Source organism: Streptococcus sp. 400_SSPC (assembly GCF_001072745.1).
Taxonomy (GTDB): Bacteria; Bacillota; Bacilli; order Lactobacillales; family Streptococcaceae; genus Streptococcus; species Streptococcus xiaochunlingii.
Map to the genome: position 1 here is coordinate 29,518 of NZ_JVIQ01000069.1, position 12,759 is coordinate 42,276.

General features: G+C 43.0%; 13 protein-coding genes. 3 read left to right on the top strand and 10 right to left on the bottom strand.

Annotation, left to right across the window (positions count from 1 at the left end):
• Nucleotide 1 precedes the first annotated feature (1 nt).
• Nucleotides 2–622, top strand: a complete 621-nt coding sequence (locus tag ADH49_RS08705) for a TVP38/TMEM64 family protein (protein ID WP_048691717.1) — start codon at nucleotides 2–4, stop codon at nucleotides 620–622.
• Between the two features lie 32 nt (nucleotides 623–654).
• Here the strand turns inward: ADH49_RS08705 and ADH49_RS08710 are convergent, their stop codons facing one another.
• The 9 genes from ADH49_RS08710 to ADH49_RS08750 form a co-directional block, all read right to left on the bottom strand.
• Nucleotides 655–1,566: a DMT family transporter gene (locus ADH49_RS08710; protein ID WP_048691720.1), complete on the bottom strand. Its 912-nt coding sequence runs from the start codon at nucleotides 1,564–1,566 to the stop codon at nucleotides 655–657.
• A gap of 86 nt (nucleotides 1,567–1,652) precedes the next feature.
• A complete protein-coding gene (locus tag ADH49_RS08715) occupies nucleotides 1,653–2,693 on the bottom strand; it encodes a 2,3-butanediol dehydrogenase (protein ID WP_048691722.1) in 1,041 nt (346 codons plus the stop codon).
• A gap of 108 nt (nucleotides 2,694–2,801) precedes the next feature.
• Nucleotides 2,802–3,182, bottom strand: coding sequence for a hypothetical protein (locus tag ADH49_RS08720; RefSeq protein ID WP_048691724.1), 381 nt, complete (start codon nucleotides 3,180–3,182; stop codon nucleotides 2,802–2,804).
• A 100-nt stretch (nucleotides 3,183–3,282) separates the two neighbouring features.
• Nucleotides 3,283–4,725, bottom strand: coding sequence for an Asp-tRNA(Asn)/Glu-tRNA(Gln) amidotransferase subunit GatB (gatB, locus tag ADH49_RS08725; protein ID WP_048691726.1), 1,443 nt, complete (start codon nucleotides 4,723–4,725; stop codon nucleotides 3,283–3,285).
• Nucleotides 4,725–6,191: an Asp-tRNA(Asn)/Glu-tRNA(Gln) amidotransferase subunit GatA gene (gene gatA, locus ADH49_RS08730; RefSeq protein WP_048691728.1), complete on the bottom strand. Its 1,467-nt coding sequence runs from the start codon at nucleotides 6,189–6,191 to the stop codon at nucleotides 4,725–4,727. The genes gatB and gatA overlap by 1 nt, the downstream gene beginning before the upstream one ends.
• The gene (gatC, locus tag ADH49_RS08735; protein WP_002884769.1) at nucleotides 6,191–6,493 is read right to left on the bottom strand and encodes an Asp-tRNA(Asn)/Glu-tRNA(Gln) amidotransferase subunit GatC; all 303 of its coding nucleotides are present in this window, start codon (nucleotides 6,491–6,493) and stop codon (nucleotides 6,191–6,193) included. The genes gatA and gatC overlap by 1 nt, the downstream gene beginning before the upstream one ends.
• Before the next feature lie 136 nt (nucleotides 6,494–6,629).
• The gene (locus ADH49_RS08740; RefSeq protein WP_048691730.1) at nucleotides 6,630–7,199 is read right to left on the bottom strand and encodes a cysteine hydrolase family protein; all 570 of its coding nucleotides are present in this window, start codon (nucleotides 7,197–7,199) and stop codon (nucleotides 6,630–6,632) included.
• Complete coding sequence (gene codY / locus ADH49_RS08745; RefSeq protein ID WP_048691732.1) at nucleotides 7,199–7,987, bottom strand: GTP-sensing pleiotropic transcriptional regulator CodY; 789 nt, start codon at nucleotides 7,985–7,987, stop codon at nucleotides 7,199–7,201. The genes ADH49_RS08740 and codY overlap by 1 nt, the downstream gene beginning before the upstream one ends.
• Before the next feature lie 183 nt (nucleotides 7,988–8,170).
• Nucleotides 8,171–9,385 (bottom strand): pyridoxal phosphate-dependent aminotransferase, encoded by a 1,215-nt coding sequence (locus ADH49_RS08750; protein ID WP_023024219.1) that lies wholly within the window; start codon nucleotides 9,383–9,385, stop codon nucleotides 8,171–8,173.
• Between the two features lie 212 nt (nucleotides 9,386–9,597).
• Here ADH49_RS08750 and ADH49_RS08755 point away from each other — a divergent pair, with 212 nt between their 5' ends.
• The gene (locus tag ADH49_RS08755) at nucleotides 9,598–10,050 is read left to right on the top strand and encodes a universal stress protein (protein ID WP_048691736.1); all 453 of its coding nucleotides are present in this window, start codon (nucleotides 9,598–9,600) and stop codon (nucleotides 10,048–10,050) included.
• A gap of 41 nt (nucleotides 10,051–10,091) precedes the next feature.
• Here the strand turns inward: ADH49_RS08755 and ADH49_RS08760 are convergent, their stop codons facing one another.
• Nucleotides 10,092–11,504, bottom strand: coding sequence for a Cof-type HAD-IIB family hydrolase (locus ADH49_RS08760; protein ID WP_048691738.1), 1,413 nt, complete (start codon nucleotides 11,502–11,504; stop codon nucleotides 10,092–10,094).
• A 64-nt stretch (nucleotides 11,505–11,568) separates the two neighbouring features.
• Here ADH49_RS08760 and ADH49_RS08765 point away from each other — a divergent pair, with 64 nt between their 5' ends.
• Nucleotides 11,569–12,531, top strand: coding sequence for an asparaginase (locus ADH49_RS08765; RefSeq protein WP_048691740.1), 963 nt, complete (start codon nucleotides 11,569–11,571; stop codon nucleotides 12,529–12,531).
• Nucleotides 12,532–12,759 lie beyond the last annotated feature (228 nt).

Here is a 12,759-nt window from a genome sequence, read left to right on the forward strand (position 1 = left end):
TATGATAACAAAAGAAAAAAAATTGAGGGAGGTCTCCCCTCTCCTCCAAAAAATCATTAATTGGTCCTCCATCATTGGGGCCCTGGCAACCCTTGCTTTCTGTATCTGGGCCTACTTTGCTGGCATCCTCCAATCCAAGGAAACCTTGTCGGCTTTTATTCTCCAAGCAGGTATCTTCGGTCCACCTCTCTTTATCTTTCTTCAGATCCTTCAAACAGTGGTGCCTATTATTCCTGGCGCTCTTACGTCTGTCGCTGGTGTCTTTATCTATGGCCACATCATTGGGACCATCTACAACTACATCGGCATCGTCATTGGCTGTGCCATCATCTTCCACCTCGCAAGAATGTACGGGCCTAAATTTGTCCAGTCTATGGTTAGCCAGAAGACTTACGACAAGTATATTAACTGGCTCAACGAAGGTAAGCGGTTTGATCGTTTCTTTATCTTCATGATGATCTGGCCCATCAGTCCAGCGGACTTTCTCTGCATGCTAGCTGGATTAACCAATATGACCTTTAAGCGCTATATGACCATTATTATTCTCTGTAAACCGATTACTCTGGTCATCTACACTTATGGTCTCACCTATATCATCGACTATTTCTGGCAAATGATGTAAAAAAGATGTTGGGAAAACACCCAGCATCTTTTTTATAGAATTCCTTTTTCTTTTTGAATAATGAAGTCCTTTAGAGTGATCAGGAGGACCGCTAACAGAATCATGCCCATACCCAAGAAGTCAATCATAAAGAAATGCTCCTTCATAATGATAAAGGCAAAGAAAACTGCCGAAATTGGCTCAATAGAGGCTAATAAGCTTCCCTTTACAGCTCCGACCAAAGAGGTCCCTTTAAGAAAGGCTGTGTAGGCAAAAATCGTTCCAATAACAACCAAACCAAAAAAAGCCATCAAGGTATCCAGTCTGTAGTTTCCAGAAAAAGAAAGAAGACCACTAAAAGGAATCATCAGAATTCCTGGAATGACCATCCCAACTCCAATCACCAGCATACTTCCCCATTTTTTAATTAAATTAAGAGGAAGGACAATATACAGAGCATAAGCAAAGGCTGAAACCACTCCCCAAGCCAGACCTTTTGGATTAATGGCCAGTTGGTTGACTTGACCGTGTGTTGCAATTAAGAATGTGCCACCAATCGCTAACAGCATGGAAGCTACTTCCGCAAGAGTAGGAGCTACTCTATCCTTGATACAGGTATAGGATAAAATCCCCACTGGACAGAGATACTGCAAAACGGTGGCAGTCCCAGCATTGGTTTCTGCAATCGCCTCTAAATAGGTCAATTGAGTTAGTAACAATCCTAAAAATGAAAAAACGAGAAGGGGAAGGTAGGAAGATTTATCTTTAGCAAAGGCTAATACCTTCTCTTTATCCGCTACGTAAGATAATATAATAAGGACAATGCCTGAAAAAAGTAGACGAAAATTAGTTAACCCTATAGCTGAAAAACCATGTGCCATCAAATATTGCCCGCTAACACCAGAAAGCCCCCAAGCAATTCCAGCAATCACAGTCATCAAGGTTCCTTTGAAAGATGTAGACATGTTGCCTCCACAAATATTATTTACATCCTAATTGTAACATAAAAACCAGTCCAAATGGACTGGTTTTATTCATAAAATATACTAATTTACGGCTCAACCAAAATCTTGATTTGAGATTTATCTTGCGTTAATTCGATAAAGCCATCTTGAACAATGTTTTCCAATTTGATTTTCTTGGTAACCAATTTTTCAGCAGAGAAGTAGCCTTGTTCCATCAATTCCAATACTTTAGGGAAGATGTGGCGATAAGCGATAATCCCTTTAAGGGTCTTTTCTTGAATGGCGAATTCATTTGGATTGATGCTCGCTTCGCGTTCCCAAATAGAAACAACCATACATTCACCAGCCTTATGGACAGCTGCCAAAGCTTGTCCAAGAACAACAGGAACCCCTGTTACTTCATAAGACACATCCGCTCCACCATCCGTCAAACGATGAATGGCTTCAACGATTGATTCACCTTCTTCTGGACGAACAACAATGGCACCCAACTCTTCTGCTTTGGCTTGACGTTCTGCAGACAATTCAACCGCATAGATTTTTGAAGCACCAGCCGCACGAAGGGCTTCCACGATCAAGAGACCAATAGGCCCCAAACCAAAGATAACAGCTGTATCTCCTGCCTTAATAGCAGATTGACGAACTGCATAAACGGCTACAGCAGCAGGTTCTGTAAGCGCTGCTTGCTCATAGCTCAAGCTATCTGGAATCACATGGACTAAATCTCCATCTAGGACACAGTATTTAGCAAACCCACCATCTGCCGCAAGGCCGACGAAGTTCAAGTTTGGATCAAGGTTATAGTCACCAATTAAGTTGTGTTTTGCCAAAATTGGCTCAATTGTCACACGATCACCGACTTTGACCCGAGTCACATCGCTTCCAACCTCAACAATTTCTCCAGCAAACTCGTGACCGAGGGTAACGGGTGCTTTTTGACCAGAATAAACATGCTCTTCTGTTGGAATGAAAATTGGTCCATCCAAGTATTCATGCAAGTCTGTCCCACAGATTCCTGTGAATTTGACCGCAACCTTTACTTGATGAGGTTGTACTTTAGGGACTTCTACTTCTTCGATACGAACGTCCTTCTTACCATGCCAGCGGGCAGCTTTCATTGTTTCCATATGATTCTCCTATTTTTCCATGAATTGCAATTCCCTTTCAGGAAACCCGATAACCATATTGTAAACCCTTTCACAAACTTTGTCAAGAAGAAACAGACGGTTAATATCTTAATCATCGGCCCGAGATGACTCTAGTTTCCAACCGACAATCCAGCCCAGAACAAGAAGATAATTTTCAAAAGCTCCAATAGCATTTACTGGCAAATGATAGTTGAGATAAGCAAATAAATGATTAGTCCCAATTCCGATGCCACCAACAATCAAGGCCAATAAAACCGTACGAAGATAAAACCAATCATATTTGAAATTAACAGCAATGAGAATCACAAGAACTGCCACATTCCAAATCCCAATTTCCCGTTGCCAACCGATAGAAATACCATATCCCGAATGACTTCCCATATAAGATGGAAAGAACAGCTGGAAGACAATCGCTCCAGACATGGCGATGATAACCAGGATAAATAAGACTCTTAAAAATTTGTTCATGTAACTCCTCCTAATGCCAGTTGATATGTAATGATCTTTCCTATTCTAACACAATTTTATGGATAGTAAAAACCAACCTCTCGGCTGGTTTTTTTCTCTATTACTCTTCTTTCAACTTCGCCAATTCTTGGGCAAGTAACTTGAGGGCTACTTGTGGGTTGGCTTGGCCTTTAGTTGCTTTCATGAGGAAGCCAGTGAAGGCCTTGTCCGCATTCCGCTTCCCTGACTTGAAGTCGGCTACTGCTGCTTCGTTGTCTGCAAAGACTTGGTGGATGATAGGGATTAAGACTTCAGGATCTGAAATCTGTACCAATCCAGCTTTTTCGACGTATTCACGCGCGCCGCCACCGTTTTTCGCCAAGTGAACGAAGACTTTCTTGGCAATCTTAGATGAAATCGTTCCATCTTCGATGATGGCAATCATTTCCACCAAGTTTTCTGGTGTCAATTGGATTTCTTCCAGCGTCTTACCTTCTGCATTCAAGAATTGTGCGACTTCTCCTTGGAGCCAGTTAGAGACTTGTTTGGCATCACCACCAAGGGCCACAGCTGCTTCAAAGAAGTCAGAAGTGACTTTCGTCGCTGTCAATTGGTTGGCATCATAGTTAGACAAGCCAAGCTCTGCCACGTAGCGAGCACGACGGACTTTTGGAAACTCTGGCAACTCTGTGCGCATTTCCTCGATCCACTCATCTGAGATTTCAAACAAGGGAAGGTCTGGTTCTGGGAAGTAACGGTAATCCGCTGCTCCTTCTTTGACACGCATAAGAATGGTGCTCTTATTCGCTTCATCATAACGGCGTGTTTCTTGACGAATGACCCCACCTGATCGCAAGATTTTCGCTTGGCGCTGTACTTCGTATTCAAGACCTTTACGGACGTTTGAGAAGGAGTTCAAGTTTTTCAACTCCGTCTTGGTACCGAATTCCTCTTGGCCGTATGGGCGAAGGGAAATGTTGGCATCCACCCGCATCGATCCTTCTTCCATCTTGACGTCTGAAATACCAGTGTACTGGATGACTTCTTTCAAAGCTGTCAAATAAGCGTAGGCTTCTTCTGGAGAACGCATATCTGCTTCAGATACGATTTCGATCAATGGGACCCCTTGACGGTTGAGGTCTACATAAGAGAAACCGTCTGTTCCGTGGGTGTTCTTACCGGCATCTTCTTCCAAGTGAGCCCGTTCAATCCCGATTTTCTTAGTTGAGCCGTCTTCCAATTGCACTTCAATCCAACCGTTATATCCGATTGGCTCGTCAAATTGCGAAATTTGATAGGCCTTTGGATTATCAGGGTAAAAATAGTTCTTACGGTCAAAGTGCATGTGCTGATGGATATCCATATTCAGCGCCAAAGCAGCCTTGATGCCAGCATCCACAACACCCTTGTTCAAGACAGGAAGCACCCCTGGGAAAGACCAGTCGATCACATTGGTATTGGCATTTTGCTCGTTCCCAAAGTGAGCAGAGGTTGGTGAGAAAATTTTTGAGTTTGTATTCAATTCAACGTGGACTTCAAGTCCGATGACTGTTTCAAAGTTCATTAATTGTCACCTCCGAAAATAAGGGGTTGTTGCTTGTGGTAATCCGTCGTTGCTTCAAAGGCCACTGCAGCTTGGTAGATGGTTTCTTCAGAATACTTGGGACCAATCAACTGCAAACCAACTGGAAGACCTTGCGCAAAACCTGCAGGAATCGAAATCCCTGGAAGACCTGCCAAGTTGACTGGGATTGTCAAGAGGTCAGCCAAGTACATGGCAACCGGGTCGTGGTTGAGCGAATCCAAATCAAAGGCTACACTTGGAGCGGTTGGACCAAGGATAAGGTCATAATCTGCAAAAACTTTTTCAAAGTCTTCGATAATGAGCGTGCGGACTTGGCCAGCTTTCTTGTAGTAGGCATCGTAGTAACCAGATGACAAACTAAAGGTACCCAGCATGATCCGACGTTTAACCTCATCACCAAAGCCTTGGCTACGAGTGTTCACATAGATATCATCCAAGTTCTTGGCATCTTCCGCACGGAAACCATAGCGAATACCGTCGAAACGTTGCAAGTTTGAAGAAGCTTCAGATGAAGCGATGATGTAGTAAACGGCAACCCCGTATTTAGAATGAGGCAGGCTGACTTCTTCGACAGTTGCTCCCAATTTTTCAAAGTGTTTAGCCGCATTGAGGATGGTTTCTTTGACTTCTGGGTCAATCCCTTCACCGAGGTATTCCTTAGGAAGGGCAATCTTCATGCCTTTAATGTCTTGACCAATCTTAGAAGTAAAGTCTGCTACACGAACAGGCGCAGATGTTGAATCTTTGACATCTTCACTGGCAATGACATTGAGCAAGAGGGCATTTTCCTTGACCGTTGGTGCAAATGGTCCAATTTGGTCTAGTGAGCTACCAAAGGCAATGAGACCAAAACGTGAAACTGTTCCATAAGTTGGTTTGAGACCAACAATCCCGTTGAAGGCAGCTGGTTGGCGGATAGAACCACCAGTATCTGAACCAAGGGACAAACGGACTTGACCTGAAGCTACAGCAGCTGCTGAACCACTAGAAGATCCACCAGGCACCTTACTGTGGTCCCATGCATTCTTGGTTGGTCCATAATATGAAGTTTCACCAGATCCACCCATGGCAAATTCATCCATGTTGGTCTTCCCGATGACAATCATATCTTTAGCTTTGGCATTGGCAACAGCTGTCGCATCAAAGATTGGCTCGTAGTTATAGAGCATTTTTGATGCCGCAGTCGTCAAGATACCATCTGTTGAGATATTGTCTTTGACCGCGAGCGGAATCCCTGATAGGAGGTTGTCTGCATCGATTCCTTTTTCATCAATAGCTTTGGCTTGTGCAAGGGCAGCTTCTTCGGCCACCGTTACAAAGGCATTGATTGCTTCTTCACGCGCCTTGATATCATCAAGCGTCGCTTGGGTCAATTCGGTTGCTGAAATTTCCTTAGAGACAAGGAGGTCGTGCAACTCTTCAATGGTTTTATGGTTGAATGACATTAGGCATCTCCTCCATCTTCTAGGATAGCTGGTACCTTGATGTAGTAATTATCTTTTTCAGGTACATTTTTAAACAAACGGTCACGGTCCGTCCCTTTTTCAGCAACATCCGGACGCAATACGGTCTTACGATCCGCCATGGTCGTTGTTGGAGCCACACCGGTTGTGTCCACTTCTTCCAACAATTCCACCATGTCGACAATTTTCGATAAGGTTGTCGCAAACTCAGCTGTCTCTTCTGGAGAGAATTTCAATTTTGAAAGATTGGCAACGTGGGTTACCTCTTCTTGCGTAATTTTCATCTTGCTTCCTTTCGTGAAATGATGATTTTTCAATACCTTCTATTTTACCATATTTTTAGTATTTATGCGGTAGTTTGGCAAGAAAATAGAGTCCAAGGAAGGCTAGGCATTAGGCCATTCTCCTCGAACTCTAATCTTACAATTCTTCTAATTGTTCATTCACCACTTTTGCTCCCAAAACATGTTTGAAATGATTTAAAGCAAACTGGTGATTTTCAGGAGTGAGCGATGCCACTGCAGGCGCGACCACTTCGATCTGATAGCCCAGATTATAGGCATCTACTGCTGTATGGAGGACACAAATGTCCGTTAAGACTCCCGTCAAAATAACCGTATCTACGCCACGTTCCCGGAGGCGGATATCCAGATCAGTTCCTGAAAAAGCAGAATAATGACGCTTGTCCATCCAAAAGACACGTGGATCCGCTTTGTGCTCCCGATAAAAATCAGCTAAGGGACCATACAAATCCCGTCCACTAGTCCCAATGATATTATGAGGTGGGAAGAGCTTGCTTTCTGGATGAAATGGATCGTCTACATCATGAGCATCAATCGCAAAAAAGACATAGGCCCCTTGGTCAAAGGCTAGCCGGGTCACCTGAGCAATGCTCTCAGAAATAGCTTGTGCAGGAGCTCCTGCCGTTAGCTTACCTTCATCCGCTACAAAATCAACGGTGTAGTCAATCGAAATTAACGCTTTAGTCATTAGTAGTCTCTTTTCTTTATTTCTTCAAAAATATCTGGGATCAAGACTTTGAGGTAGGTTCCCTTCATCCCAAGAGAGCGGCTTTCAATAATACCGGCTGACTCCAGTTTCCGAAGTGCATTGACAATCACAGAGCGGGTAATACCAATCCGATCCGCAATCACGGAAGCAGTTAACTGCCCTTCATTTCCCTTCAATTCACTAAGGATAGCGGAAACTGCCCGCAATTCTGAATAGGACAAGGTATTGACAGCCATATTGACCGCAGTCCGGCGACGAATATTTTTCTCATCTTCCTCTCGTTGGAAGTTCAACATTTGAATTCCAACTACGGTACTAGCAATCTCAACCAAAATCAAATCATCATCCGCAAATTCCTTATCATTGCGCCAAATAATCAATGACCCCAAACGAATCCCAGATACATGAATAGGAGCAATCGTTGTCAACCCATCAGGAAAATCAGACTTTGTCTCTACTGGAAAGATACTTAAATCGTGATCTACATCTAAATTCGCCTCTGTATCATAGACTAAACTGGCTGCTTTCGCATAATCTTCAGGTAATTTTTTATTGTCAAAAAAAGCCTCAACCCGGTCATTATTGGTTTTGTAGCGCATGAAATAACCTAGAAGAGTTCCCTTGCTATTAATAATACAAGCGTTACAATGAATGATATCAGCCAGTTGACGGGCAATTGCATTATACGGCATTTCATCTTGCAACTGTTCTTCAGAACGTTTCAAGATAGATGTAATTTTTCTCGTTTTTTCTAATAATTTAGCCATAATAAACCTCGCATATAGTCAGCTAAAGTATATCATATAAGAGGGGGAATTTCAATCGAATTATCTGAAAATTATTTATTTTTTCTACAATTATATGCAATTCAGAAAAATTAGCCTTACGTAACAAAATATTCGCTGGATTCATTCAAAAAAGAAACCGCCTATTAGCGATTTCTCTTACACTTATCGTTTGTATTGTTTTAAGAAACGAGTCATCTTCTCTTGAATTTGAGCCAATTCTTCTACTCGAGGAAGGTAAACAATCCGGAAATGATCTGGCTCTTTCCAGTTAAATCCACGTCCGTGAACCAAGAGAACCTTTTCTTGTTTTAAGAAATTCAAGACAAACTGCTCATCATCATCTACCCGGTACATTTCACGATCAATCTTAGGGAAGATATAGAGACCAGCTTTTGGTTTGACAGCTGAGAGTCCTGGAATATCATTGATAGCCTTGTAGATAAAGTTCCGTTGTTCGTAGATTCGACCGCCTGGAAGCAAGAGTTCGTCCACTGACTGGTAGCCTCCCAAAGAAGTCTGGACCACTTGTTGGGCCAAGACGTTTGAACACAGACGCATATTGGAGAGCATATTCAAACCTTCGATATAGCCCTTCACGTGGTGTTTTGGTCCAGACAAGACCATCCAGCCCACACGGAAGCCCGCGATGCGGTGTGATTTAGACAAACCGTTCATGCTGACACAGAACAAATCTGGCGCGAGACTAGCAATAGCTGTGTGTTTGGCACCATCCATGACCAAGCGATCATAGATCTCATCTGCAAAAATAATCAAGCCATGTTGACGAGCAATTTCGACAATTTCCAACAGAATCTCATCTGGATAGAGAGCTCCGGTTGGGTTATTTGGGTTGATCACGACGATAGCCTTGGTGTTTGAGGTAATTTTTGACTTGATATCATCGATATCTGGGTACCACTCTGCTTCTTCATCACAGACATAATGCACCGCATTTCCACCTGCTAGGCTGACCGCTGCTGTCCAAAGAGGATAATCTGGCATTGGCACAAGGACTTCATCGCCATTATCCAGCAAGCCTTGCATAGACATCACGATCAACTCACTGACACCATTTCCGATATAGATATCATCAATCTCAACATTCGGAATCTTTTTCAATTGGCTATACTGCATAATGGCCTTACGGGCAGAAAAAATTCCTTTTGAATCCGAATACCCTTCACTATCCCGAGCATTCATAATCAAATCATGAATGACTTCATCGGGAGCCGTGAACCCAAATTCAGCCGGATTTCCTGTATTTAAGCGAAGGATTTTCTCCCCGTTTGCCCGCATGCGCATCGCTTCTTCTAAGACTGGACCACGAATATCGTAAGCAACGTGCTCTAGCTTGACGGACTTATTGTATTCTTTCATGATTTTTTCCTCACTTTATCAAACTGCTTCCATTATACCACTAGTTAATCTGGAGTACAACTGAGCAACCTCTTTCATTTTCGATGAAATCCTATAGATATCTGATTTGACCTTTACTTTCTATGGTAAAAGGTTTAAAATATAATTATAGGTAACATAAATGGGTTCTTCCATTTCTTTTCACGTTTTCAAGCAGTAAAGGAGGACGGAACATGTCTCAAAAATACGAAAACATCATGGTTGCAGTTGATGGATCTCGCGAAGCTGAACTCGCTTTTGAGAAAGGGGTCAATGTTGCGTTGCGAAACGGATCCAAACTTACCCTTGCTCATGTCGTTGATACACGTGCCTTACAAAGTGTCTCTAGTTTTGATGCCGAGGTGTATGAAGGATTCCAAACAGAAGCTAATGAACTGTTAGAAGGGTATATCAAGCGTGCTAAAGAAGCCGGTGTCCAAAACATTGCTTCGGTGATTGAAATGGGTAATCCCAAAGTCCTCTTAGCGACTGATATCCCTGAAGCAGAGGGAGTTGATCTCATCATGGTTGGGGCAACTGGTCTAAATGCTTTTGAACGTTTACTAGTCGGGTCTTCATCTGAATACATTCTCCGCCATGCCAAAGTCGATTTGTTAGTGGTTCGTGAGACAGAAAAGACCTTATAAACTTTATAAAAACCAAAAGGTGTGAAGGAAAACGAATTTCCTCACACCTTTTTATTTTCTTCCGATTCTGCTGTTTTTTCAGAGCAGTGTTTTTGATAAGCTTTGATTTGCCGTTCCAACTCTTTTTGAATGGCTGGCTCAGGTGCATACTTTTCTTCCCAGTCGTCCGGTTTTAAAATTTTATGCGTGACTTCATCAAAGTGAGCCTGACCATCTGGGAAAATCTTCCCCATGTTTGCACGGTGAACAATCTCAAAGACCTCTTCCGGATCGACCCCCATTAGAACAAAACTACCATAAGTCAGATAGAGCGTATCAATCAAGGCATCGACCTGCCCCACCATGGATATCTCAGCTGGATGCTTGCTACGAACCTTATTGGCTGCTTCATCTAAGGCTTGATGCAAGCTTTCGATTGAACGATCAAAGGTTGCTTCATCCTTGCTCGCTGCTCGAATAAATTCAACCAATTCCTCCTGCTTAAACATGGTTCGGTAAAGAGACTCTTGATTATCCCAGGCCTTTGGTTCTTCCTGAGTTTGACCATCCATGAGTTGATGGAAGGCTTTGACCTTATTAAAGTGATCGTCACGACTAACAAAAAGTGACTGATCCGTGATAATGCCAAAATGTTCAAGCGCTTTTTGGATCCCGTCTTTGGTATTACTGGTCGTCGTATGCTGAGCTACTTCTTTGACCCTGCTAGTTCCATTGCCCATCGCAATCGATAAGCCAACACCCGAGAGCATCTCTAAGTCATTATCCGAATCTCCAAAGGCCATCACCTGGTCCATCGAAAATCCAAATTCTTCTCCTACGATCCGAATCCCTTCCAATTTTGAGTTGTCTGGATTAATGACATCCGCCGCAAAGGGGCTAGAACGCGTAAATTTTAATTCAGGAAAAGCTTGCTCAACTTTCTGCGTGTCCTTAGGACTAGCCAATAAGAGAACCTGATAAACTGGTCCCTGGGCAATTTGTTGCAGTTCCTTTTGATCCTGAGGGACAGCCTTGCTAACCACCTTGTTGAAGCCCTGACTCACTGCCTTCGAAAAGCCTTTTGGTACAAACCGTGCAGACCATAGAGAAATCGGACTCAGACCAAAACTCATAATGCGAGAGCCTTCAACTCCATCTTCTGTTCCTAAGGCGATCTCAATCCGATGTTTTTTTGCGTAGTCAATCAAGTCATGCAGATTCTTCTTATCAATTGGAGAAGCAGATAAGACCTTGTCCTTGGTAAAAATATACTGACCATTATAGGTGACCGCAAAATCAAAGTCATAGCGCTCGATAAAAGGACGGACAAAGAAGGGTCCTCGCCCTGTTGCCAAACCAACAAAAATTCCTTGTTCCTTTAAGGCGCGAATGGCTTTTTCAGTTGACTTCAAGACCATTCGACTATCATTGACCAAGGTTCCGTCAATGTCAAAAAAGACCGCTTTTATTTCCATGATGACTGCTTTCTTTCCGTTTTATGATACAATAAATTATAACACACATTCCAAGGAGACACACATGATTAAGAAAATTTTGGCCCTTCATACAGGAGGGACCATCTCCATGCAGGCAGATGCCTCTGGAGCTGTCGTGACCAATTCATCCAACCCCATGAACCATATTGATCTGTCACTGGCAGGGATTGAGCTTACTTCAGAAGATTTTTTAAATTTACCCAGCCCTCATGTAACTCCTCAGCACATGTTGCAACTCTATCATAAGATTCAGAAAGAGGCTTCCCAGTATGATGGGATTGTCATTACCCATGGTACCGATACTCTTGAAGAAACAGCCTACTTCTTAGATACCATGGACTTGCCAACCATTTCGGTAGTCCTAACAGGAGCTATGAGAAGCTCCAATGAATTAGGAAGCGACGGCGTCTATAACTATCTGACTGCCATCCGAGTAGCAGCAGATCCCAAATCACAAGACAAGGGTGTCTTGGTCGTGATGAATGATGAAGTCCATGCAGCCAAGTACGTGACCAAAACACATACCACCAATGTCAGCACCTTCCAGACCCCCACACATGGCCCTCTAGGCTTGGTCATGAAAAAAGAAGTTCTTTTCTTCAAAACAGCTGAACCCCGTGTGCGTTTTGATTTGCAAGAAATCAAGGGAGTTGTCCCCATCATTTCAGCCTATGCTGGCATGAAAACAGAAGTCCTTGACCTACTAGATGTCCAACAAATGGATGGTTTGATCATTGAAGCCTTTGGTGCAGGAAATCTTCCTAAGGAAGTAGCTGAGAAACTCTTTGAATTTCAAGAGGCTGGCCTTCCTATTGCCTTGGTGTCCCGTTGCTTCAATGGAATTGCGGAACCTGTCTATGCTTACGATGGAGGCGGAGTCAAACTTCACGAGCACGGCATCTTCTTTGTCAAAGAGCTCAATGCAGCTAAGGCCCGGCTGAAGCTCCTGATTGCTCTCAATGCCGGATTAAAAGGCGATGAATTAAGAGGCTATATAGAAGGGTAGAATGACAATAGAAGGTGTGATGGTGGATACATCCGCCTTTTGTATTTAAAAATAGCTCTGATGGACTGAGATAATGATTGACAAGATGAATTTCAACATGGTTCGCATAGCTAGGACCTCTTTTCTATTTTTTACGATTATAGGTCCATAAACTTAAAATAAGATAAAAAGAGAGTGGGACAGAAATCGGTAATTCGTTAGAATTCGATTTCGTCGTCCCACCTCCGC

Excerpts from the sequence above, each read along its gene's own strand:
- ADH49_RS08710 (WP_048691720.1), bottom strand. The coding sequence starts at position 1,566 with ATGTCTACATCTTTCAAAGGAACCTTGATGACTGTGATTGCTGGAATT.
- gatA (WP_048691728.1), bottom strand. The coding sequence starts at position 6,191 with ATGTCATTCAACCATAAAACCATTGAAGAGTTGCACGACCTCCTTGTC.
- gatB (WP_048691726.1), bottom strand. The coding sequence starts at position 4,725 with ATGAACTTTGAAACAGTCATCGGACTTGAAGTCCACGTTGAATTGAAT.
- ADH49_RS08765 (WP_048691740.1), top strand. The coding sequence starts at position 11,569 with ATGATTAAGAAAATTTTGGCCCTTCATACAGGAGGGACCATCTCCATG.
- ADH49_RS08705 (WP_048691717.1), top strand. The coding sequence starts at position 2 with ATGATAACAAAAGAAAAAAAATTGAGGGAGGTCTCCCCTCTCCTCCAA.
- ADH49_RS08715 (WP_048691722.1), bottom strand. The coding sequence starts at position 2,693 with ATGGAAACAATGAAAGCTGCCCGCTGGCATGGTAAGAAGGACGTTCGT.
- ADH49_RS08740 (WP_048691730.1), bottom strand. The coding sequence starts at position 7,199 with ATGACTAAAGCGTTAATTTCGATTGACTACACCGTTGATTTTGTAGCG.
- codY (WP_048691732.1), bottom strand. The coding sequence starts at position 7,987 with ATGGCTAAATTATTAGAAAAAACGAGAAAAATTACATCTATCTTGAAA.
- gatC (WP_002884769.1), bottom strand. The coding sequence starts at position 6,493 with ATGAAAATTACGCAAGAAGAGGTAACCCACGTTGCCAATCTTTCAAAA.
- ADH49_RS08760 (WP_048691738.1), bottom strand. The coding sequence starts at position 11,504 with ATGGAAATAAAAGCGGTCTTTTTTGACATTGACGGAACCTTGGTCAAT.
- ADH49_RS08750 (WP_023024219.1), bottom strand. The coding sequence starts at position 9,385 with ATGAAAGAATACAATAAGTCCGTCAAGCTAGAGCACGTTGCTTACGAT.
- ADH49_RS08720 (WP_048691724.1), bottom strand. The coding sequence starts at position 3,182 with ATGAACAAATTTTTAAGAGTCTTATTTATCCTGGTTATCATCGCCATG.
- ADH49_RS08755 (WP_048691736.1), top strand. The coding sequence starts at position 9,598 with ATGTCTCAAAAATACGAAAACATCATGGTTGCAGTTGATGGATCTCGC.